The 21,669-nt window shown below is 71.3% G+C and carries 20 protein-coding genes and 3 pseudogenes; 7 read left to right on the plus strand and 16 right to left on the minus strand.

Annotated features, from left to right (window positions below):
• Positions 1-95: 95 nt before the first annotated feature.
• Positions 96-491, minus strand: coding sequence for an STAS domain-containing protein (locus KGS77_RS02405; protein WP_242578460.1), 396 nt, complete (start codon positions 489-491; stop codon positions 96-98).
• Positions 492-1,221: 730 nt separating this feature from the next.
• Here KGS77_RS02405 and KGS77_RS02410 point away from each other — a divergent pair.
• Complete coding sequence (locus tag KGS77_RS02410; RefSeq protein WP_242578461.1) at positions 1,222-2,577, plus strand: NAD(P)/FAD-dependent oxidoreductase; 1,356 nt, start codon at positions 1,222-1,224, stop codon at positions 2,575-2,577.
• A 110-nt stretch (positions 2,578-2,687) separates the two neighbouring features.
• Here the strand turns inward: KGS77_RS02410 and KGS77_RS02415 are convergent.
• Positions 2,688-3,425, minus strand: a pseudogene (locus KGS77_RS02415) (ATP-grasp domain-containing protein); the annotation flags it as partial.
• 221 nt (positions 3,426-3,646) lie between these two features.
• Between KGS77_RS02415 and KGS77_RS02420 the strand changes: the two are divergent.
• The 3 genes from KGS77_RS02420 to lnt all read left to right on the plus strand — a co-directional run bounded on the left by KGS77_RS02420 (position 3,647) and on the right by lnt (position 7,946).
• A complete protein-coding gene (locus KGS77_RS02420) occupies positions 3,647-5,620 on the plus strand; it encodes an ABC transporter ATP-binding protein (RefSeq protein WP_242587253.1) in 1,974 nt (657 codons plus the stop codon).
• A gap of 80 nt (positions 5,621-5,700) precedes the next feature.
• Positions 5,701-6,183, plus strand: a complete 483-nt coding sequence (locus tag KGS77_RS02425) for a nuclear transport factor 2 family protein (protein WP_242578462.1) — start codon at positions 5,701-5,703, stop codon at positions 6,181-6,183.
• Positions 6,184-6,353: 170 nt separating this feature from the next.
• Positions 6,354-7,946 carry an apolipoprotein N-acyltransferase gene (gene lnt, locus KGS77_RS02430; RefSeq protein ID WP_242587254.1) on the plus strand — a complete coding sequence of 531 codons (1,593 nt, stop codon included), beginning with the start codon at positions 6,354-6,356 and terminating at the stop codon, positions 7,944-7,946.
• Here lnt and KGS77_RS02435 read toward each other — a convergent pair.
• The 3 genes from KGS77_RS02435 to KGS77_RS02445 form a co-directional block, all read right to left on the minus strand.
• The gene (locus KGS77_RS02435; protein WP_242578463.1) at positions 7,924-8,073 is read right to left on the minus strand and encodes a hypothetical protein; all 150 of its coding nucleotides are present in this window, start codon (positions 8,071-8,073) and stop codon (positions 7,924-7,926) included. The genes lnt and KGS77_RS02435 overlap by 23 nt on opposite strands.
• A gap of 164 nt (positions 8,074-8,237) precedes the next feature.
• Positions 8,238-9,158: a Gfo/Idh/MocA family oxidoreductase gene (locus KGS77_RS02440; protein WP_242578464.1), complete on the minus strand. Its 921-nt coding sequence runs from the start codon at positions 9,156-9,158 to the stop codon at positions 8,238-8,240.
• Entirely contained in the window at positions 9,155-10,486 is a 1,332-nt protein-coding gene (locus KGS77_RS02445) for an FAD-dependent monooxygenase (protein WP_242578465.1), read from the minus strand. Before KGS77_RS02445 ends, KGS77_RS02440 begins: the two co-directional genes overlap by 4 nt.
• Before the next feature lie 125 nt (positions 10,487-10,611).
• On the opposite strand from KGS77_RS02445, the gene KGS77_RS02450 reads away from it, so the two are divergent.
• The 3 genes from KGS77_RS02450 (at position 10,612) to KGS77_RS02460 (ending at position 12,585) form a co-directional block, all read left to right on the plus strand.
• Positions 10,612-11,199, plus strand: a complete 588-nt coding sequence (locus KGS77_RS02450; RefSeq protein ID WP_242578466.1) for a TetR/AcrR family transcriptional regulator — start codon at positions 10,612-10,614, stop codon at positions 11,197-11,199.
• A 232-nt stretch (positions 11,200-11,431) separates the two neighbouring features.
• Positions 11,432-11,890 carry a DinB family protein gene (locus tag KGS77_RS02455; RefSeq protein ID WP_242587255.1) on the plus strand — a complete coding sequence of 153 codons (459 nt, stop codon included), beginning with the start codon at positions 11,432-11,434 and terminating at the stop codon, positions 11,888-11,890.
• Positions 11,891-12,066: 176 nt separating this feature from the next.
• A complete protein-coding gene (locus KGS77_RS02460; protein ID WP_242578467.1) occupies positions 12,067-12,585 on the plus strand; it encodes a hypothetical protein in 519 nt (172 codons plus the stop codon).
• 10 nt (positions 12,586-12,595) lie between these two features.
• On the opposite strand, the gene KGS77_RS02465 is transcribed toward KGS77_RS02460, so the two are convergent.
• From KGS77_RS02465 to KGS77_RS02515, 11 genes and pseudogenes are all read right to left on the minus strand, one after another.
• On the minus strand, positions 12,596-13,285 hold the full coding sequence (locus tag KGS77_RS02465) for a hypothetical protein (RefSeq protein WP_242578468.1): 690 nt from the start codon (positions 13,283-13,285) through the stop codon (positions 12,596-12,598).
• 235 nt (positions 13,286-13,520) lie between these two features.
• The gene (locus KGS77_RS02470; protein WP_242578469.1) at positions 13,521-14,198 is read right to left on the minus strand and encodes a uracil-DNA glycosylase; all 678 of its coding nucleotides are present in this window, start codon (positions 14,196-14,198) and stop codon (positions 13,521-13,523) included.
• Positions 14,199-14,368: 170 nt separating this feature from the next.
• Positions 14,369-15,166: an SDR family oxidoreductase gene (locus KGS77_RS02475; RefSeq protein WP_242578470.1), complete on the minus strand. Its 798-nt coding sequence runs from the start codon at positions 15,164-15,166 to the stop codon at positions 14,369-14,371.
• A 27-nt stretch (positions 15,167-15,193) separates the two neighbouring features.
• The gene (gene fabG, locus KGS77_RS02480; protein WP_242578471.1) at positions 15,194-15,973 is read right to left on the minus strand and encodes a 3-oxoacyl-ACP reductase FabG; all 780 of its coding nucleotides are present in this window, start codon (positions 15,971-15,973) and stop codon (positions 15,194-15,196) included.
• Between the two features lie 284 nt (positions 15,974-16,257).
• Positions 16,258-16,653: a DUF3037 domain-containing protein gene (locus tag KGS77_RS02485; protein ID WP_242578472.1), complete on the minus strand. Its 396-nt coding sequence runs from the start codon at positions 16,651-16,653 to the stop codon at positions 16,258-16,260.
• A complete protein-coding gene (locus KGS77_RS02490; RefSeq protein WP_242578473.1) occupies positions 16,650-17,474 on the minus strand; it encodes a HipA family kinase in 825 nt (274 codons plus the stop codon). Before KGS77_RS02490 ends, KGS77_RS02485 begins: the two co-directional genes overlap by 4 nt.
• 78 nt (positions 17,475-17,552) lie before the next feature.
• Positions 17,553-17,818: pseudogene (locus KGS77_RS02495) on the minus strand (site-specific integrase); the annotation flags it as partial.
• A 208-nt stretch (positions 17,819-18,026) separates the two neighbouring features.
• Complete coding sequence (locus tag KGS77_RS02500) at positions 18,027-18,560, minus strand: hypothetical protein (protein WP_242578474.1); 534 nt, start codon at positions 18,558-18,560, stop codon at positions 18,027-18,029.
• Between the two features lie 330 nt (positions 18,561-18,890).
• A pseudogene (locus tag KGS77_RS02505) lies at positions 18,891-19,310 on the minus strand (transposase family protein); the annotation flags it as partial.
• A 131-nt stretch (positions 19,311-19,441) separates the two neighbouring features.
• On the minus strand, positions 19,442-20,215 hold the full coding sequence (locus KGS77_RS02510) for a hypothetical protein (RefSeq protein WP_242578475.1): 774 nt from the start codon (positions 20,213-20,215) through the stop codon (positions 19,442-19,444).
• Positions 20,216-20,501: 286 nt separating this feature from the next.
• Entirely contained in the window at positions 20,502-21,647 is a 1,146-nt protein-coding gene (locus KGS77_RS02515) for an acyltransferase (protein WP_242578476.1), read from the minus strand.
• Positions 21,648-21,669 lie beyond the last annotated feature (22 nt).

Here is a 21,669-nt window from a genome sequence, read left to right on the forward strand (position 1 = left end):
GTGATGCGGCACTCGGCGGAGCGTGATGTGCCGGGTGCCGCATCGGCTGTGGGGATGAGGTGAGGGAGGGAAAGATGTGGGCGGGTGGGCGGGAGTCAGGCGATGACCGAGTTGTCGGAGTTGGTGGTGGCGGCGGTCCGGGGGATTGCGGAGGGAGGGGGGTCGCACAGGTCGAAGCAATGGGTCATTCCGGTCAGCCGCAGCAGGCGCTGGGTGCTGGGGCTCGCGGCGACGCCCGCCAGGCGCAGCCGGCCGTCCCTGGCAGCGATGCGCTGCCGTGCCCGGCACAGCAGGGACAGGCCGCCGCAGTCGATGAAGGTCACCTCGCTCATGTCCAGTACGAGGTCGGGACGGCGTACGTTGGTGAGTTCGTCGATGCGCTGCGAGAGTGTCGTCGTGGCGAAGATGTCGAGTTCTCCGCTCAGTTCCAGTACGACGCCGAAGCTCGTCGGCCGTACCCGGCTCCCGAATGTCCGCCCTTCGTCCAGCATGGCGTCCCCACCTCCGTACCCGTGCGTATTCGGCCGCGCGCAGGCGGTGGCGGGATGCGAGAGGTGAAGGGCCCACCCGGCGCGGAACCGTGCGGGAACGACCACCGTCGGCGCCGGGCATGCGCGCAGTTCCAGCCTCCGGCGGGGTCTCGGTCGGCGGCTGCGTCAAGCATGTCTACGGTTGCGCCCAACCGTGTCTAGTACTTGTCTACGGTTTACCCGCTGGCCGCGCGGCTCAGTCCGCGCGCGGCGTACGTATGGAGGTTGGCTCAATTCAGTACTGTCCTGGGCCGACTGTCATGGACGGCCGTGGCTCGTTATGGACTGCGGTGGCTGGTCATGGTCGGCCAGGGGCCGCGTCGTCGCCCAGGGCGCAGAGGAACGACGGGCCCGGGCGGGGCCGGAGCGCCGGTGATCACCCCTGGTCACCAGGGAGAGGAGTAGGGGGCAGCGGCTCCGCCTTTACCGGTGGCCGCGCCGGTCCGCTCTCGTGGCTCCGGAGGATACGTCGCCACAGGAGGTGCCGGGCGGTTTCTCACCCGGTCGCAGGAACCCGTGGCGGGCGCGGTGGCGACGGGTGCGGACGCGTGCCAGCGTGGCTGGAGGGTGGTGATCTGGTTCGGACCGTTTTCGGAAGGGGGGAAACGCCGGACGACACCCGACCGACCGACCAGCCGACCACCGGCCGATCGCATTGCCGACAGCGGCCGACAGAGGCGAGGACCCTCTCATGGAAAGACCCAGAGTCCTGATCGTGGGCGGCGGCTTCGCCGGTGTGGAGTGCGCGCGGGCCCTGGAACACGGCCTGCCGGCCCGGGAAGCCGAGATCACGCTTGTCACGCCCAACAACTACCAGCTCTACCTGCCGCTGCTCCCCCATGTCGCCGCCGGAGTGCTCACCCCGCAGTCGATCGCCCCCTCGCTGCGCCGCATCCTGCGCCGTACCCGCATCGTGCCGGGCGGGGTGATCGGCATCGACGCCGCCTCCAAGGTCTGTGTCGTACGGCTGATCACCGGCGAGACCACCGACGTCCACTACGACCGCCTGGTGCTGACGCCCGGCAGCGTCACCCGTTCCTTCGACATCCCCGGGCTGAGCGAGCACGCACGCGGCATGAAGACCCTCGCCGAGGCCGCCTACGTACGTGACCACGTCATCTCGCAGCTCGACATCGCCGCGGCCTCCTCGGACGCGGCGGAGCGCGCCGCCCGGCTGCAGTTCGTGGTCGTGGGCGGCGGATACGCGGGTACCGAGACCGTCGCCTACCTCCAGCGGCTCACCAACGCGGCGGCCAAGCGCTACCCGCGCCTGGACCCCGCCCAGATCAAGTGGCACCTGATCGACATCGCGCCGAAGCTGATGCCCGAACTCGGCGACCGGCTCGGCGGCAAGGCCATGGCCCTGTTGCGCAGGCGCGGCACGGACGTCTCACTGGGGGTGTCCGTCGCCGAGGTCACCGCGGACACCGTGCGCTTCACGGACGACCGGCTGCTGCCCTGCCACACCCTGATCTGGACGGCGGGTGTCGCCGCCAGCCCGCTGATCGGCACGCTGGGCGCCGAGACCGTACGCGGCCGGCTGGCCGTCGCCTCGAACCTGACCGTGCCGGGGATGCCGGAGGTGCTGGCCTGCGGTGACGCGGCGGCCGTGCCGGACCTCACCAAGGAGGCGGGCGCCGTGTGCCCGCCCACGGCGCAGCACGCGCAGCGCCAGGGCAAGCACGCCGCGCGGAACATCATCGCCGGGCTGCGCAACGCTCCGCTGACCCCCTACCGGCACAAGGACCTCGGCCTGGTCGTGGACCTCGGCGGCACGGACGCGGTGTCCAAGCCGGTGGGGATCGAGCTGTCGAGCCTGCCGGCGCAGATCGTGGCGCGCGGCTACCACCTCATGGCCCTGCGCACCGGCACCGCCCGGTTCCGTACGACCGCGAACTGGTGCATCAACGCCACGGCGGGCGACGATTTCGTACGGATCGGGTTCCTGGCGCGGCAGCCCGCGACGCTGCGGGACTTCGAGCGGACCGATGTCTACCTCACGCCGGAGGACGTGCACAAGCGGCTGGCGGCACGGCAGACGGGGTGAGCCGGCGCCGATGAGGCCGGCAGCAGGTCAGGTGGGGCGTACGGCAGGTCAGGTGGGGCGTACGGCAGGCCGGGGGGAGCGTGCGGCAGGCCGGGGGAGCGTGCGGCGGGCCGGATGAAGGGCCGGTCGTCCGGCGCCACCTCGGCGAGCGGACCGGCGGCGCGCAGCACGGTATCCAGCGCCAGGTCCGGATCGGCCGCGTAAGCGCCGCTCGCCCAGGCCGCGTTGGCCTCGATGACCGCCCAGTGCCCGTCGGTCCGGCCGATGTCCACGACGATCGCGGACGGCAGGGTGGTGCCGGCGCGGGCGAGCAGCTCGGCGCCGAAGGAGGCCGCGTCCGGCGTGAGCGGCCCCAGGCGAAGGCTGCCGCCGTCGGCGTAGCGGCTGCCCGTACGGACCTCGCCGTCGAGCAGGTAGAGCCGGTATTCGACGTCGAAGGTCACCACGTCGGCGGCCAGGACCAGCGTGTCCGGGTCGACCGCGTCCGGCCCGGGCAGCCGCGAACCGTCGGCGTAGACCCGCGCCGCGATGCTCTTGTCGTTGGGCGACTTGACGAAGACGGGGCGGCGCAGGGCGTACGCGTCCCGGATGGGCATCGTCCGTATCTCACGCCGTACGAGGTCGTGCGGCAGCTTCGCCAGCCAGTCCGCGGGGGCTTCCAGCGGGGCGATGCCGAGCGCGGGGGCGACGGCGTCGGCGAAGGAGGGGCCCGCGTGGAGGTGGGTGGCGCGCAGTCCTCGCGGTACCTCGAAGGTCGGCAGTTGGACGCGGGGGATGCCGCGCCGGCCGGCGGCTTCGCCCAGGGTGGCGGCGGAGGCGGTGAGGCGGGGCGGGAGGAGGAGGGTCATGGCGGTCATGGTGGGGTCAGTCTTCCGTACCGGTCCGCCGCACAGATCCGCCGGGCCCGCCCGTGCTTCAGGGAATGCCTTGACCTCGACCTTGGTTGAGGTCATAGCTTCCTCCATGTCGCCGGTCATCCCCGGCCCGCGATCCCGATCCCGGTCTGATCCCGATCCGATCCGATCCCGATCCGATCCCCGTGATGGCCACGACGCGCTGGAGAACCACGATGGACATGGAAGTCACCGCCTGGCACTCGCTGCACAGCACCCTCAACGCCCAGCGGGACCGGCGTCCGCTCTCCCGCCGCACCCTGCGCCGTATTCTGGCCTTCGCCCGTCCGCACCGCCGCCTGCTGGCCCTCTTCCTGGTGCTGAGCACCGTCACGGCGATGCTGGCGGTGGCGACCCCGCTGTTCGCGGGGCGTGTCGTGGACGCGATCGTCAAGGGCGAGGCGGCCGGCACCGTACTGGGGCTCTCCGGCCTGATCGCCGTCATCGCGGTGGTCGAGGCGGGGCTCGGCCTGCTCACCCGCTGGCTGTCGGCGAGCATCGGCGAGGGCCTGATCCTGGATCTGCGCACCACCGTGTACGACCACGTGCAGCGGATGCCCGTCGCCTTCTTCACCCGGACCCGCACCGGGGCCCTGGTCAGCAGGCTGAACAACGACGTGATCGGCGCCCAGCGGGCCTTCAGCGACACCCTGTCGGGGGTGGTCAGCAACATCGTCACGCTGCTCCTGACGCTCGGGGTGATGCTGAGCCTGTCGTGGCAGATCACCCTGATCGCCCTGGTCCTGCTGCCGGTGTTCGTGCTGCCCGCGCGCCGGGTCGGCCGCCGGCTGGCGGGTCTGCGGCGGGAGGGCGCGGATCACAACGCGGCGATGGGTACGCAGATGACCGAGCGGTTCTCCGCGCCGGGGGCCACCCTCGTCAAGCTCTTCGGGCGCCCGGACCGCGAGTCCGCGGAGTTCGCGGCGCGGGCCCGGCGCGTACGGGACATCGGGGTGCGCTCGGCCATGGTCCAGACCTACTTCGTCACCGCCCTCACCCTGGTCTCGGCCCTGGCACTGGCCGTCGTCTACGGCCTCGGCGGCTACCTCGCGCTGCACGGCCGGCTCGACGCCGGCGCGATCGTCTCCCTCGCCCTCCTGCTGACCCGCCTGTACGCGCCGCTGACCGCGCTGTCCGGCGCCCATGTCGAGGTGATGAGCGCGCTGGTCAGCTTCGAGCGGGTCTTCGAAGTGCTGGACCTCAAGCCGCTGATCGCCGAGAAGCCGGACGCCCGCCCGGTGCCCAAGGGCCCGGTGTCGGTGGAGTTCGACTCCGTACGCTTCGGCTACCCGTCCGCCGACAAGGTCTCCCTGGCGTCGCTGGAGGAGGTCGCCACCTTGGACACCCGCGGCGGTGACGAGGTCCTGCACGGCATCTCCTTCCGCGCCGAGCCGGGGCAGATGGTGGCGCTGGTCGGTTCCTCGGGCGCCGGCAAGTCGACGATCGCCCAGCTCCTGCCGCGGCTGTACGACCCGGACGCCGGCGCCGTACGCCTGGCGGGGGTGGACGTACGCGATCTGACCGCGGCCTCGCTCCGCGACGCCCTCGGCATGGTCACCCAGGACGGCCACCTCTTCCACGACTCCATCCGCGAGAACCTGCTGCTGGCCAAGCCGGAGGCGACCGAGGAGGAGCTGTGGGACGCGCTGCGGCGCTCCCGCCTGGACGGGCTGATCGCCTCGCTCCCCGACGGCCTGGACACCGTCGTCGGCGAACGCGGCTACCGGCTGTCGGGCGGCGAACGGCAGCGGCTGACGATCGCCCGGCTGCTGCTGGCCCAGCCCCGGGTGGTGATCCTGGACGAGGCCACCGCTCATCTGGACAACACCTCGGAGGCGGCGGTGCAGGAGGCGCTGACCGAGGCGCTGGAGGGGCGTACGGCGGTGGTCATCGCCCACCGGCTCTCGACCGTACGGGCCGCCGACCTGATCCTCGTCGTGGAGGAGGGGCGGATCGTGGAGCGCGGCACGCACGAGTCGCTGCTCGCGGCGGGCGGGCGGTACGAGGAGCTGTACCGTACCCAGTTCGCTCAGGCGCGGACCTCTGCGGAGCGGGCCGCGGAGCAGGCGGTGGATCAGGTGGCCGGGCAGGTGGCGGGGCGCACCGAACAGGCCGGGCGGGCCGAGGACGCCGAGCAGCGGGTCGCCTGAAAGCCGCCTGGAACCGGGCGCGAATCGCCGGGAAGTCCCCGCCTCTTGGCGGGGACCTCTTCATGCCGAAAACTGAGGTGATGACCCAGCGCGCGGAACACTCGACCGTCATGGACCGCCTGGCCATCGACGACCTGGTCACCGGCTACGCGATCGCCGTGGACGACGGGGACTGGACTGCCTACCGGGCCCTGTTCGCCCCGGACGGCCGTGCCGACTATCGCACCGCGGGAGGCATCGAGGGCGATGTCGAGGAGATCGCGACCTGGCTGGCCCAGATGATGCGCCGCTTCCCCGTCCGGCAGCATCTCATCGTCAACCGTCGTATCACCCTCGCACAGCGGGACGGCGCGCCCGGCGACACGGCCACGGTCCAGGCGGACTACCTCAACCCGATGCGGCTGGCGGACCCGGACACCGGCCCGGCCGACGGGCCGACCGCACCCAACTTCACCTGCGCGGGACGCTATGCCTTCACCGCCCGGCGCGGCGCCGGCGGCTGGCTGCTCAGCGAAGTGGTCGTCCACGAGAAGTGGCACAAGATGCTGTCCGGTACGGCGTGAGCCACGGACGACGGGAGGCGGAGAGGGAGGCGACGCCGGCACCCGCACCGGCACCCGAACCGCCGCCGGTGCGGGCAGCGGCTGCATCGGCAGCGCCTCCCCGGAGGGGTAGCGCCTGGCTCGCCTCCCCCTGGCTCGCCTCTCCTTGGACGCGCGCCGTCGCCCTGCTCGTGGCCGGGGCGCTGCCCGCGGCGGCCTTCCCCGCTCCCGCCCTGTGGTGGCTGGCGTACGTCGCCCTCGTCCCGTGGATCCTGCTGCTGCGCTCGGCCCCTACGAACCGGCGGGCCGCCCTGGAAGGCTGGCTCGGCGGCACCGGTTTCATACTGGCGGTGCACCACTGGCTGCTGCCCAGCCTGCACGTCTTCACCCTCGTACTGGCCGCGCTGCTGGGCCTGTTGTGGGCTCCCTGGGGGCTTCTCGTACGGTCCTTGCTGGGCGGTACGGGAGGTGGCTCGCGCGAGGACGCGGGTCGGAGGTCGGGAAGGGGCACGAGCAGGGGCGCGGGCCAGAGCGCGGGCAGAGACGCGGCCCGGGGCACGGCCGGTGCGGCACGCTGCGCCGCGGCCCTGGTCCTGGTGCCGTCCGGCTGGCTGCTGGCCGAACTGGTCCGGTCCTGGGAGTTCCTGGGCGGCCCTTGGGGTCTCCTGGGCGCCAGCCAGTGGCAGGTGCCGCCGGCCCTGCGGCTGGCCTCGATCGGCGGGGTGTGGCTGCTGACGCTGCTGATCGTCGCGGTGAACACCGCGCTGGCGCTGCTGATCGCGGTGCCGGCGGCGCGGCTGCCCGCGGTGGCCGCGGTGACGGTGTGCGCCTTCGCCGGCTGCGCGGCGTGGTGGTGGGCGCCCCTGCCGCGGCCGGCCGGCACCGTACGTGTCGCGGTCGTCCAGCCGGGCGACATCGCCGGCCCGGCACCGCGTCTGGCGCGCAGCGAGCAGTTGACCCGCTCCCTGGCGGGCCGGGGGGTGCGCCTGGTGGTGTGGGGTGAGAGCAGTGTGGACCGCGACCTGACGGCCAGTCCGGGCACGGCCGCCCGCCTCGCGGCGCTCTCCCGCACGGTCGGCGCACAACTGCTGGTGAACGTGGACGCGCGGCGCCCGGGACGGCCGGGCATCTACAAGAGTTCCGTACTGATCGGTCCGCACGGGCCCACCGGCGACCGCTACGACAAGATGCGGCTGGTGCCCTTCGGCGAGTACGTCCCGGCCCGCTCCCTGCTGGGGTGGGCCACCCACGTCGGCAAAGCGGCCGAGGAGAACCGCATGCGGGGCAGCCGGCAGGTGCTGATGCCGGTGTCCTCGGCGGGCGGTCTGCGCGTGGGGCCGCTGGTCTGTTTCGAGTCGGCCTTCCCCGACATGAGCCGCCGGCTCGCGGGGGACGGCGCCCGACTGCTGGTCGCGCAGTCCTCGACCTCGACCTTCCAGGAGAGCTGGGCGCCCGCGCAGCACGCCTCGCTCGCCGCGCTGCGTGCCGCCGAGACCTGGCGTCCGATGGTCCACGCCACACTGACGGGCGTGAGCGCGGTGTACGGCCCCAGGGGCGAGCCGGTGGGCGGCCGGCTGGGTACGGACCGCAGCGCCGCCGCCGTGTACGACGTACCGCTCGCGCGTGGCACCAGCCCGTACGTACGGATCGGCGACTGGCCGCTGTACGGGGCCCTGGCGGCGCTCGCCGTCGGCTGCGCGGTGCCGGTGGTGCGCAGGGCCGGGCGGACGGCTCGGGCACGAGCCGCCGCCCGGTCCGGTGTCACCAGCCGGGAGGGAAGTTGACATGGGTGACCAGGCTCTGCGGCATGTCGTCATCCGGGCCGTCGGCCTGGGCGGCGGTCGAACCCAGGACGACCGCGGCCAGGGCGGTCAGGGCTGTCAGGGCGATGAGGGCGGTTCTGGCACGCATGGTGCGCTACTCCTTGGGGTGAGCCGGGCAGGTACGTACCACCGAAGCTGCCACCAACCCCGCCACCCGCAAACCCGCCCGGCTCCACCCGGGTGACCTGCGGGCTGACGCGGTGTCAGCCGCCGTGCGCCCGCCGGGGCCCTGCTCGGCGGGCGCGGCGCGGGTCAGGAGACCGTCGCGAGCGCCTGCGTGGCGAGCGCCTCGGTGACGACCCGTTCGCACAGCTCGTGCGTGCGCAGCGCGTCCGTGGCCGTCAGCAGCGTGCCGGACCGTACGGAGTCCAGGAAGGCCAGCGCGACCTGCTCGATGCCGCGCTGGCGGGAGACCGGCTCCCAGTCCCCGCGGCGCCGGATGCTCGGCCGCTCCTGATGGTCGATGACCTCGGCCAGGTTGACGACCTGCCGCTTGGCGTCACCGCCGGAGACGTCGAGGATCTCCTCGCAGGACCCGCTGAGGCGGTTCATGGTCCCGATGGCCGTGAAGCCGTCACCGGAGAGCTGGAGCACGACGTGGTGCATCAGCCCGTCACGGATCCGGGCGCGTACGTCGATGTGCTCGATGTCGCCGGGGACCAGGAAGCGCAGCGTGTCGACGACGTGGATGAAGTCGTCCAGGACCAGCGTGCGCGGGTCCTCGGGGAGACCGGTCCGGTTCTTCTGCATCAGGATCAGGTCGCGCGGGTGGTCCAGGCACGACGCGTAGCCGGGCGCGTGGCGGCGGTTGAAGCCGACGGCCAGGCTGACCCCGCGCTCCTCGGCCAGCCCTACGATCCGCTCCGAGTCGGCGAAGTCGTACGCGATCGGCTTGTCCACATACGTCGGCACGCCGGCCTCGATCAGCCGGGTCACGATCTCGGGGTGGACGCTGGTCGGCGCGTGCACGAAGGCCGCGTCCAGGCCGGCCGCCAGCAGCGAGTCGAGGTCGGCGTGGCGCTGCGCGGCGGGCAGGTGGTAGGCGTCGGCGACCCGCTCCAAGGTGGCCGGGGTGCGGGTCTGGAGGTGGAGCTGCACGCCCGGCTGAGCTCCGAGCACCGGCAGATATGCCTTCCGGGCGATGTCGCCGAGTCCGATGCAGCCGACCTTCACTGGTTCTCCCTGGAGTGCGCGGTGATCTGTGTCCCCCGAGTGCCGGAAGCATACGCGCCGGGCGGCGGGCACCAGTCCGCGATGCCGTCCAGGGCACGCAGTCCGAGGTCCGGTGCGCGGCGGGCGGCCAGGGCCAGACCGGCGGCACGCAGGAGGTGGGCGGGGAGGGAGGACCAGGTGGTGGCGCGGCTGACGCGTGCCGAGCGGCGTACCACCTCTGTGGTGCGCGGTCGGCGTTCTCGGGTGTAGCGGGCCAGGGCGGCGGTCAGGGTGGGCGGGTTGCCGGATCCGTACGACTGGTCAGGGCCGTTCGGGCTGCCGGTGGCGAGGCCGACCAGATGGGCGAGGACGACCGCGTCCTCGATGGCCTGGCAGCCGCCCTGTCCGAGGCTGGGGGTCATCGGGTGTACGGCGTCCCCGAGCAGCGCCACGCGTCCGTGGTGGAACGCCGGTACGGGGCGGGTCCCCGAGTACACGTCGTTGCGCAGGATGGCGGCCGGGTCGGTGGCGCGCAGGATGGCGGGGACGGGGTGGTGCCAGGTGCCGAAGCGGCGCAGGAGCTCGGCGCGTTCGTCGTCGGGGGCGCTGCCGCCGGACGGGACGGCGGCCTGGGCGTACGCGTAGACCCGGCCGTCGGACAGGGGGATGGTGCCCCACAGGCCGCCGCGTCCCCAGGTCTCGTGTGCCGCGCACGTGCGGTCCGGGGCCGGGACGACCATGCGCCAGGTGGTGACTCCGGCGTACCGGGGCTCGGGGTGGGTGGGGAAGAGGAGGCGGCGGGTGGCGGAGTGGATGCCGTCGGCGGCCACGACGAGGTCCGCGGTGAGATGGTCGCCGTGGCCGGACGGGTGGGGGCGGCCGTGGCGGTCGGTGAGGTGGACGCGGGCCGGCCGGTCGGGGCGCGCGGGGTCGCCCGGATCGGCCAGACGGGCCGTCACCCCGGTCCGTACCGCTCCCGTCGGCAGGCGGGAGGCGAGCAGGTTGACGACATCGGCACGGTGCTGGATGACCACCGGGCCGCCGAAGCGCCGTACGGCCGCGGTGTCGGTCGTACGGGACAACCGGTGACCGCCGGGGAGCCGGAGGTCCCACGTGGCGCGCCGGACGGCCACGGACCGTACGGCGTCGCCCACATCGATGGTGTCCAGGGCGCGCTGGGCGTTGGGGGCCAGGGCGATGCCGGCTCCGACGGGCTCCAGGGAGGCGGCTCTTTCCAGGACGGTGACGGACCACCCTCGCCGGTGCAGAGCGGCGGCGGCGGTCAGCCCGCCGATCCCGCCTCCGATGACGATCGCGGTGCGCGCCGGATGCTCTGCGCGGTCTTCCATGGCCCCTCCCGGACTTCGCGGATCCTCGGAACGACAACCACAGCCGGTAACTACAGTCGTAGTTCCGAGGGAGAGGCTACTACAGGCTCCACTACAGGTGTAGTCGGCGGGATAGGCTCACGTGTATGACCACTCGCAGCCCCTCGCGCCGGGAACTCGTCGCCGACACCGCACTGGCCCTGCTCGCCGAGCGCGGCCTGCGCGGGCTGACCCATCGGGCCGTCGACGAGGCCGCGGGACTGCCGCAGGGGTCGACGTCCAACCTCGCCCGTACCCGCGCCGCGCTCCTGGAGACCGCGGTACGGCGGCTCGCCGAGCGGGAGTCGGCCGTACTGACTCCGCGTGAGATGCCGCGGACGGCCGCCGGCGGCGCGGCGGCTCTCGCCGACGTGATCTCCCTCGTCCTGCACCGCTACCTCTCCCGGCACCGCCACTTGGCCGTCGCCCGGTACGAGCTGGCGCTGGAGGCCACCCGGCGCCCTGAGCTGCGCGCGGTCTACGACCAGGCCGGCCGGGCCTTCCGCCGGCCGGTCATGGAGCTGCTGACGGCCGCCGGGTCGGCCGAACCCGAGCGGCACGCGATGAGCCTGATCGCGTGGTGCGACGGCGTGCTCTTCTCGTGCACCGCCGGACAGTTCCACGCCGGTCCGCCCAGCCGTCATGACCTGCGCATCGGGTGCGCGGAACTGCTCGCCGGGATGCTGGGCGGATAATCACTGGTCCGTACGGGAACTGCCCGCCATGCTGTCCGCCATGACGACTTCCGACGCCCCGGCCGGCGCCGCTTCCCGCACCACTCCCGACACCGGTGCGCACGCCACTCCCGGCGCCGGTGCGCACGCCACGTCCGGTAACGCTGCCGACGCTTCCTCTGCCGACGCTTCTTCTGCCGCCGGCTCCACATCCGCACGGACCGTGCCGCCCGGCATCGCCGACGAGCGGACCATGCTGGAGCGCTGGCTCGACTTCCACCGCGCCACGCTGGAGGAGAAATGCGCCGGCCTGGACGACGAGCGGCTGCGGACGGCGGCCGTCGAGCCCTCCGAACTGACGCTTCTCGGACTGCTCCGGCACATGGCGGAGGTCGAGCGCCACTGGTTCCGGCGGGTGCTGACCGGCGAGGACACGCAGTGGATCTACTGCGACGAGGACGACGAGGACCGCGACTGGCACCCCACCGACCAGGACACGTACGAGGAAGCACTCGCCACCTGGCGCGCGGAAGTGGAGGACGCCCGGCGCAGGGCCCGCGGCCGGGCGCCGGATGACGTGGCGCAGGGCCGCTACCGGGGAAACGCCTGCAACCTGCGCTGGATCTACGTCCATATGATCGAGGAGTACGCACGGCACAACGGCCACGCCGACTTCCTGCGGGAACGCATCGACGGCAGCACCGGCGTGTGAGAGCCACGCCGGAGTCCTGCTGAGACTCCGGCTCCGTCCCCTCGCCCACGGCCCGTCGGCGTCTGCCTCCGCCGCCTCCTTCGGCCGCCTCCTTCGGCCCCTGCGTCCACTCGGAGGTCTGCGATCACCCTTGCGGGGAATACCCAAGCCTTCACGCACCCACCAGAGTTGCGCGAATGCATCGCATTATCACAACGGGACTTCTCGTCCTGCTGACGGCCTCGGCGGCCACCGGGTGCGTCGTCGTCCCCCCTCGCCCGGCGGTGGTCGGCCCGGCACGGCCGCTGCCGCCCGTACCGCCCGCGGGTGCCTCCGACCCCCTTCCGGTCGCGCCGCCCTCGTACGAACAACTGGTCACGACCCGCCCGGCGCCCACGGGACACGACGAGCCGCGGAAGGCGGACCCGTGGCGCGGGGCTCCCACGGCGCCGGTGGTTCACCCGGCGAGCCGCGCGAACCCGCCCCGCCTGCTCCGCCCGGTCCGCCCGGCCCACGGCCTTCGCGGCAGGCACAGGGCACACAAGGGACACCGGGCGGCGCTCCCGCCCCACCGGGCCGTCCCCCGATCCCCGTACGTCACAGTGCGCCCGGCGCTTCCGGCGCACCGGGATCTGTGCGCGCTGGCCCGGTCCTACGCACGCCAGCAGTGGAACGCCGACACCGGCCGGGCCTGCCGCCGGCTCTACGGGAAGTGACCGGACAGCTCTACGGGAAGTGACCGGCGGCGCCGTCGATGCGCAGCTCCAGCCGTTCGATGGCGTCCCTGAGCCCTTGGCCGTACGCGTCGTCGGCGAGCGCGTCCACCGCCCGCCGGGCCCGGCCGAGCTGGGCCCGGGCCTCCCGGTGCCGGTCCAGCCCGGCGTAGTCGGCCGCCAGACTCAGATGCAAGGACGGGAAGAACGCCCTGAGCGCCGTGGCCGGACACCCCCGGGCCGGACCCGGAGCCGGCTTCGCCCCCGCGCCGCCGTCGGCGGAATGCCCGGCGGCGCAGGCCCCGGAAGCGGCAACCCCGGCCGCGGAGTCCCCGTCCCCGGCCGCGTTCCGGTCCCCGGGCGGGAGATGCCCGGCCGGAAGGGACCCGGCCGCGGGTTCCCCGGCAGGAGCTCCACCGACGGCGGAGGCCGCGGCGTCCCCGTACCAGGTGAAGCGCTCGGCCGCCTCCAGGGCCCGGAGGTCCCACGCCAGCTCGTCCGCCGGGTCGTCCTGGGTGTCGGCCAGGTAATGCGCGAGGGCGCAGCGGTGGAAGGGATTACCCCGCGAGCCGACCTCCTCCCACAGGTCCGAGAGACGGTTGCGTGCCTCCTCCCGGTCGCCGCCGTGGTGCAGCATGATCGCCTGGCCGATACGGGTCAGGACGACGTCCTCGGACGCCTCCTCACACTGACTCTTCGCCACCGCACTCTCCCGCACTCGTCCCTGGGCACCACACCTTTCCCCGACGCTAACCGCCACGGCTTCCCCCCGCTCGGTGTGCGCGACGCGCGGAAGACGCCGTACCGCGCGGGCGACGTACCGCCACGGCGGCGCATGGCCAAGGACGCCTTGCCACGACGGCCGCGGAGGCGGCACCGCGCACGGAGACGACCCGCCGCGCCGGGCGCATCGCCCGGGCCGGCGCCGGCCCGCCGGCTCAGCCCAGGTCGGGAATGCGCCAGTCGATCGGGGTGTGCCCCTGCGCGGCGACCGCCTCGTTTATCTGGGTGAAGGGGCGGGACCCGAAGAACTTCTTCGCGGACAGCGGCGAGGGGTGGGCCCCCTGCACCACGGCGTGCCGCTCCTCGTCGATCAGCGGCAGCTTCTTCTTGGCGTAGTTCCCCCACAGGACGAACACCGCCGGGTCCGGCCGGGAAGCCACCGCCCGGATCACCGCATCCGTGAACTTCTCCCACCCCTTGCCCTTGTGGGAGTTGGCCTCGCCCGCCCGGACCGTGAGCACCGCGTTGAGCAGCAGTACGCCCTGCCGGGCCCACGGCATCAGATAGCCGTTGTCCGGGACCGGGTGGCCCAGCTCCTCCTTCATCTCCTTGTAGATGTTGCGCAGCGACGGCGGCGTCTTGACACCGGGCCGCACCGAGAAGCACAGGCCGTGCCCCTGGCCCTCGCCGTGGTACGGGTCCTGGCCGAGGATGAGCACCTTGACCTGGTCGTAGGGCGTCGCGTCGAGCGCCGCGAAGACCTCCTCCCGGGGCGGGTAGACCGGGCCCTTCGCCCTCTCCTGCTCGACGAACTCGGTCAGCTCCTTGAAGTAGGGCTTCTCCAACTCCTCGCCGAGTACGCCGCGCCAGGACTCGGGCAGCATGTCGGTCATCACAGGGCAACCTCCGGTGTCGTTCCGTTCTCCACGACGAGAACCTACCGGCGACCACTGACAACGCCGCCCGCGGGCCACCCCGCGCCCGCCCCGGGACGTACTTCTCCGCGCACTACCCGGCACGGTCCGCGCGTTTCCCGGCACTCTCCGCGCACTTACCCGCCGCGTCAGACGCCGGCGTTCAGGAACAGCCCGCCGTCGACGACCAGCGTCTGACCGGTGATCCAGCCCGCCGCGTCGGACAGCAGGAAGGCCGCGGCTCCCCCGATGTCCTCCGGAACGCCCAGGCGGCCCATGGGATAGCCCGCGGCGGCCTCCTCCTCGCGGTTCTCGTACAGGGCGGCGGCGAACCTGGTCTTCACCACCGCCGGGGCGATGGAGTTGACCCGTACCAGAGGCGCGAACTCGTGGGCGAGCTGGAGCGACAGATTGACCATCGCGGCCTTGCTCATGCCGTACGCGCCGACGAACGGCGAGGCGCCGATGCCCGCGACGGAGGCGATGTTGACGATCGCGCCGCCGTGGTCCTTCTGCCAGGCGTGCCAGACGCGCTGGGCGAAACCCAGCGCCGAGAGGACATTGGTCTCGTACACCTTGCGGGCGACCCCGAGGTCGAGGTCGGCGATCGGGCCGAACACCGGGTTCGTACCGGCGTTGTTGACGAGGTAGTCCAGCCGCCCGAACTCCTCCATCGCGCGCTCGACGGCGGTGGCCCGGTGGGTCTCGTCGTGCGCCTTGCCGGCGACGTAGACCGCCCGGTCCGCGCCGAGCTTCCCGACGGCTTCCTTGAGGGCGTCCTCGTTGCGGCCGGTGATGCACACCCGGTCGCCGCGGGCGACGAGCGCCCGGGCGATGCCGTATCCGATACCCCGGCTGGCGCCGGTGACCAGCGCGGTCCTGCCGGAGAGCGCGGGGAGCCCGGAAGGTTCGGGCGACTCGGGAAGCTCGCTGTTGTACGCAGTCATATGACGGCTCCTGAATGCGGTGGGCGGTCAGTTGAGGGGGCCGCCGGCCACGTACAGGACCTGACCGGAGACGAAGCCGGCCGCGTCGCCGGTGAAGAAGGCGATGGCGTTGGCGATGTCCTCGGGCCGGCCGACGCGCTGCACCGGGATCTGGGTGGCCGCCGCGGCCTGGAACTCCTCGAAGCCCATGCCGACGCGCTCGGCGGTGGCGGCGGTCATGTCGGTGGCGATGAAGCCGGGGGCGACCGCGTTGGCGGTGACGCCGAACTTGCCCAGTTCCTTGGCGAGGGTCTTGGTGAAGCCCTGGAGACCGGCCTTGGCCGCGGAGTAGTTGACCTGCCCGCGGTTGCCGAGCGCCGAGCTGGAGGAGAGGTTGACGATCCGGCCGAACCGCGCGTCGACCATGTGCTTCTGGCAGGCGCGCGACATCAGGAACGCGCCCCGCAGATGCACGTTCATGACGGTGTCCCAGTCGTCGTCGCTCATCTTGAACAGCAGGTTGTCGCGGAGCACGCCCGCGTTGTTGACCAGGACGGTCGGCGCTCCGAGGTCCGCCGCCACCCGTGCGACGGCCGCCTCCACCTGCGCCGAGTCCGAGACGTCGCACCCGACGGCGATCGCCCGGCCGCCCACCGCGGTGATCTTCTCGACGGTGTCTGCGCAGGCCGCCTCGTCCAGGTCGAGGACGGCGACGGCACGGCCCTCGGCGGCCAGGCGTACGGCGGTGGCCGCGCCGATGCCCCGGGCCGCGCCCGTCACGATGGCCACGCGCTGTTCGGGCCGCTGGGGCTGCTCGGTGGTGGACATGCGGGGTTCTCCTCACCCTCGAAACCTCGACAAGCGGGCCGCCGTACCCGAAACAGGCCGTATCCGAAACAGGCCGTGCCTGGAACAGGCAGGTGAGCAACCGCTTAGTAGCTTCAGCAGGGCTGACGCTAGAAGCCCGGCCACCCGCTGTCAACGCCCTGGTGACGCGGCAGTACCGCGCCTCCGGGAAGTCATCACCGCACCGGCAGGTCCAAGTCACCACACCGGCAGGCCCGCCGGTCAGCCCACGAGCAGGTCCGGGTCACCGCACCAGCGGGCCCGGGTCACCGCACGAGCAGATCCAGCAGCCGTTCGGCCTCTCCGCCCGGGTCCGAGGTCAGCCCGGTGTGCACCGGTCCCGGCTGGACGATCGTGCTGCGCGGCGCGATCAGCCACCGGAAGCGCCGCCCCGCGTCGTCCCCGGCCGCCTGTCCGGCCCGCTCGCCGCCCACGCAGATACCTTCGACGGCGCTCAGCGCGGCCCGTACGCCTTCGATGTCGGCCGACGGGTCCAGCGCGCGCAGCCGGTTCTCGTCCAGATGTGTCCGGGCCTGGACGAAGCGCCGGGCGTGGCAGTACACGACCACCCCCGCGTTGATCATTTCCCCCCGTTCGACGCGCGGTACGACCCGCAGCAGCGCGTACTCGAACACATCGCGTCCGTTGTGCAGCCCGCTCACTTCACTGCCCTCCGCGGCGGCTTGCCCGCCAGCCACTCCGGCGCCCGGGAGGGCTTGTCCTCGGTACGTTCCCCCAGAACGATGTGCTCGTCGACCGTCGCGGCGCGCGCGAGCAGCGTGCTCACATAGGCGCGGCGCAGCTCGTCCGGGGAGTCAAAACCCGGCTCGTCCACCAGCCACTCGTCAGGGACCTCGGCCGTGACCTCGGTCAGCAGCTCCTCGGTGATCCGCGGCGCGAACTCGGCCGCTGCCGCCGCCAGGTCCGGGGCGAAGGACGCCAGGACGTGGTCGGAGGCGTTGTAGGGCCTGGTGGCCGCGCTGGCGGCGGCGGGCCAGTTGTGGTGCCAGATCATCGTGGCACCGTGGTCGATCAGCCACAGCTCACCGTGCCACACCAAGAGGTTGGGGTTGCGCCAGGAACGGTCGACGTTGTTGATGAGCGCGTCGAACCACACCACCCGGCCGGCCTCGCGTGAGGACACCTCAAAGGCGAGGGGGTCAAAACCGAGCGACCCGGGAAGGTAGTCCATCCCCAGGTTGAGCCCGCCGCTGGCCTTCAGAAGCTCCTGCACCTCCTGGTCCGGCTCGCTCAGCCCGATGACCGGATCGAGCTGTATACGGACCAGATCCGGCACCCGCAGCCCGAGCCGACGGCCCAGCTCGCCACAGATGACCTCGGCGACCAGGGTCTTGCGGCCCTGCCCGGCACCCGTAAATTTCATGACATACGTGCCCAGGTCATCGGCCTCGACGATGCCGGGGAGCGACCCGCCCTCACGCAAAGGCGTGACGTAACGAGTAGCAGTCACCTCTGGAAGCATTACCCCAGGCCCCGCAGCTCGCTTGCCTTGCAATCCATGATCCACTCCAAAAGAGTACTCCTGGGGAACCGGCCGCGATCAGCCCTGGGGAGAATCTGGGGAGTTTCGACCGGCACGCCGATCCCCTTTCCTCCCGTTCCTCCCGAGCAGCCCGTCGATGGCAGTGCGCCCCTTGCTTCCGGTTTCTTGCTTCCGGCCTCCGGCACGAAGTGAGCATAATAACTGAGCGTGATCGCCGGTGAGCAATGACCGAGCCACCGCGCCGAAGTCACCACGGACTCACCTGCCTCCAGCATCATCGGGGCATAGGTGTGCCGCAGCACACGGAAGCCGTCTTTCGACGCAGTCAGCGACCGCTTCCGCCTGTGGCAGGGCTGCCGAAGCGGGTCGGGGATGCCGCCGCCGTACACCGCAACAGCCTGCCCGTTGCGGTATCCGAGCCCGAACCGGCCTTGTCGCCGCCTCGGGCGGAACAAGAGGGCTTATGTCTTTCACGGCACCGTCACGGTCGCCGCCCTTCGTCTCGGGCTCCGACCGTAACCCGTCGGACGCTCACCGGCCGGTGCGGCGCTGGTAGTAGGCGTATGTCACCAGTCCCAGCAACGGGCCCCAGGCGAGCAACGGCAGATAGCAGGCCGTCAGGACGACTTCTTCGACCTGCGTGTGGCCGGAGGGGAACCCTTCAAAGAAGATGCTGAGGAAGAAGTAGTACACGACGCCCATGGACGCGAGGGCACCCAGCGCGGCCGGGAGCACCGCGGCGAGTGGGCGCACAGTGCGTCCGCCCAGCAGCGGGACCCATCGCGGCAGCACCTCTCCCCAAGGCTGGATCAACCCTAGGGTGAGCAACCCGAGCCCCTCGGAGACCGCGAAGAGCACGATCAGATACAGGTCGAGCCCGGGACCATGCTCCCGTGCCTCAGCGGTGCCGAAGCCCGGGATGGCCAGCATCACGCCCATCCGCCACAGCCCCGACGGCAGAATGACGAACGGCACAGCGTGCGCCGCGATCCGCGCCCAGCGCGGCACGTCCAACGACGAAGACCCGGTAGTGGGAGCGGGTGCGAAGTTCTCTTGCTCAGTCACCGCTTCATGCTTTCCAAGTCCTCCTTCCGGCACATCCATCCAGCGAAGCAGTACCGCTCAGCCGAGCGGCGGAGAAGCATATCCTCAAGAAGGATCAGTTGGCGGCGCGACCTACCGGACACTCCCTGACTCGAACACCTCACGACCGCCCGCCTCTGCCCGGCCTTGCCACAGCCATCCGCGAGGACCGGTCCGCGATCGTGCAGGGCATCACTACACCGTTCAACTCCGGTGTCAACGAACGAGGGTCGGATCACCGACCTGAAGCTTCAGAAATGGATCACGGCCGGCCGCGCGGGAGTCCCGCTGCTCCGCCACCGAGTCGTCGTCCCAGGCGTCGTTGCGGTTGCTGGGCAGCGGCCGGGCGACGGCGACGGCGAGTCGGTGGTCGGCGTCGAGGACGACCTGGCGATTGGTGGAGTATCGGTAGGCCTTGGACTGCTCGGCGATGGTGTGGTCGCGGGCGAGGACCAGGGTGCCGTCGGCGATCAGCACGGTGTCCTTGCGGAACCGCTGGCAAGACTGCGAGGCGAGCGCGGGTCCGAGGTGGTCGGTGATGTGGTCGGCGGCCGACTTGGACACGCCGAACCGCACGGCCAGTTGACGCCGAGGCAGGTTTGTTGCCAGTACGCGGCGACCAGGAGCACGCGGACTTCCAGCAGCAGGCTCCAAAGGCCGGCCCGTGCGCACCGGATCGGCGCCCGCACGCCGCAACGCGGTGATCAGCTTGCTGAACTGCCGTGGGTTCAGACCGGTGAACGGGGCTGTCCAGGACGGACAGGACCGTCCTTAACGGTGAACGGCGGCAGGGGCGGTGGAATGGGCAGCCCAGCCGTTGGGCAGCGGAATTCTCCCCTGGAGAGAAGAGTTCACTGCTTTGTTCAGAAGCGTGGGGCTGCGGTTACCAGGACGAAGCCTTTAGCTGCCGCGCAGAGCGTCCCGGATTGCGTCGAGTGCCTCATCGTACTCGTTGCGCGCATCGTATAGGCCATCGAAGACATCGCTCCACGCGGCTGACTGAGCGGCTTGGGGGTCGGCGAGTCGAGTGAGGTCGCCTCTCTCAAGCCTTGAGCCTCCAAGTAATGCAAGTCAAAGGCGATGCCACCAGATGGGACGCCGTCCGGGTACGCAACGCCAAGCCCTTGACAAACGCCGTAGGCTTCGACTCCCGCCAGAAAGGAAGGAGTCTCCAGATATGTGTCCAACTGGCCCGCAAGTGCCGCATGAACCGGTGCTGTCCGCTTCATGTAGACGGCTGTTTCGGGGGGTGTCCTGCCTTGGAGCCAAGAAGTGACGAGTACCTGGACCATGGTGCTGTAACTCTGCGGCGACAGGGGAAAGTCCCGGCGCGCTGCACGATGAGCTGCCTCGCTCACGAAGCGAACAAATGCCGAATCTTCCGTTGGCGCGTGCGGGTCCGTCTCGGTGGCGATCACATCGGGAACAGCCGCGGCAAGGCTCCACAAGTCGGATCGTGGGACCGATAGGCCCACTGATTCGAGAGCCAATGCCCACGCGTCGATCGGTATTCGGCGTTCTTCCAGGGCCGCCAGGACAGCGATCGATTGAGTAAAGGTTGCTGCTGGGAGGGCATGCCGTGTGGGGATGCGCAGCCATTCTCCTTCCAGGGTGTCGGCTTCAGCAGTGATCTGCACAGTCGCCCCGACTTCCGCGGACAGCAGAGGCTTGACTTCATGTGTGATGCGGAGCGGCTCGGAGGAGGTGAGTGGGGGGCCGGCCCACTGAACATGGTCCAGGTGAATGACGCCTGGCGAAGCGGCCGTCGCCTCTTTGGCCGCGCGCAGCCTCTCGTGTGCGAGCGAATGTACGGCCTCGGCCGACTTCGGACGCGCAGGATACGCAAGATGCGCAAGACGTGTACAAGCCGAGGAGACCACGTCGATCAGTACGACGGACGACGGCCGTCTCCTCTTGCTCCTCTCAGTCCTCGGCGAGCAAGCCGGGTGCGGTGGCCGTGGCGGGAAGGGAACGCGGACGGCCGGTCGTCAGGCGGCGCATGCAAGGCCGTTCGATGAGGGTGTGGAGCAGCCAGGCCGCTGCCAGGGCCACCGGGAAGGCGACGCACGCGACCCAGTAGGCGTTCCCCAGGCCGTCCGCGTAATACAGGAGAGCCGCGATGACCGTGGCATGCTCCAGGTAGAAGGCGTAGGAGAGGTCGCCGAGGAAGACCGCGCCCGGTGTCCGTAGCAGGGACCGTCTGCCTTGTGTGTCCAGCGCCGCTGTCGCCCTGATCAGGAGGGCGACGGGGACCACCGTGGCCGCGGCCGGCAGGAACGGCGCGGGAAGCACCGCCACGCCCAGGAAGAGGGCCGCGCACAGCAGCCCGGCCGATGCGGTGACTCCGACCCGGACGCGGAATCCATTCATGTGCATCCGGGCGAGGACCATCCCCAGCAGGAACTCGGGCAGCCGGCACGGAGGGAACATGTACACGAGCGCCATCTGCGTCATCGACACTTTGCCGGGCAGCGGACCGTGTTCGAGGAGAGGTCCGTCGATGCCCAGCATGCTCAGCGGCACCGCCCAGACCGCCACCGCGGCGATCAGGGCCGCGGCCGGGAGCCCCTTCGTACGGATCCGTGTCACCAGTGGCAGCAGCAACGGAAAGAGCAGGTAGAACAGCAGCTCGCAGGTGAGCGACCAGGCGACGCTGTTGCCCGCCAGCCCGAATCCCGGCAGTGGGATCAGGGTGTGCACCAGAAGGGCGTTGGCCAGGTCGCCCAGGACCGTGGGGTGGACGCCGTGTGTCGGCATTCCGATGCCCCGAACGAGCACCATGATCGTCGCCCAGACGACCAGGTGGTTCGGATAGATCTTGACGATCCGCCGGCGCCAGAAGCCTCGTACGGTGTCCGTCTCGCGCGCCGAAAGAGTCAGCACGAACCCGCTGAGAACGAAGAAGACCGAGACGCAGACCGGACCGAGCAGGAAGAGGACCGGGCTGGGCCAGGTGCCCGTCCGTGCGGCCTCCGAAGTCGCCACGTGGCAGACGAACACGCCGAACGCGGCGACGAACCGCAGACCGGTCAGGGAGGGCAACCGCACGAATGCGGCCGGCGGGGGCATGGCCAGGTTGCTCCTCGTACGT

It is taken from the genome of Streptomyces sp. MST-110588, from assembly GCF_022695595.1.
Classification (GTDB): domain Bacteria; phylum Actinomycetota; class Actinomycetes; order Streptomycetales; family Streptomycetaceae; genus Streptomyces.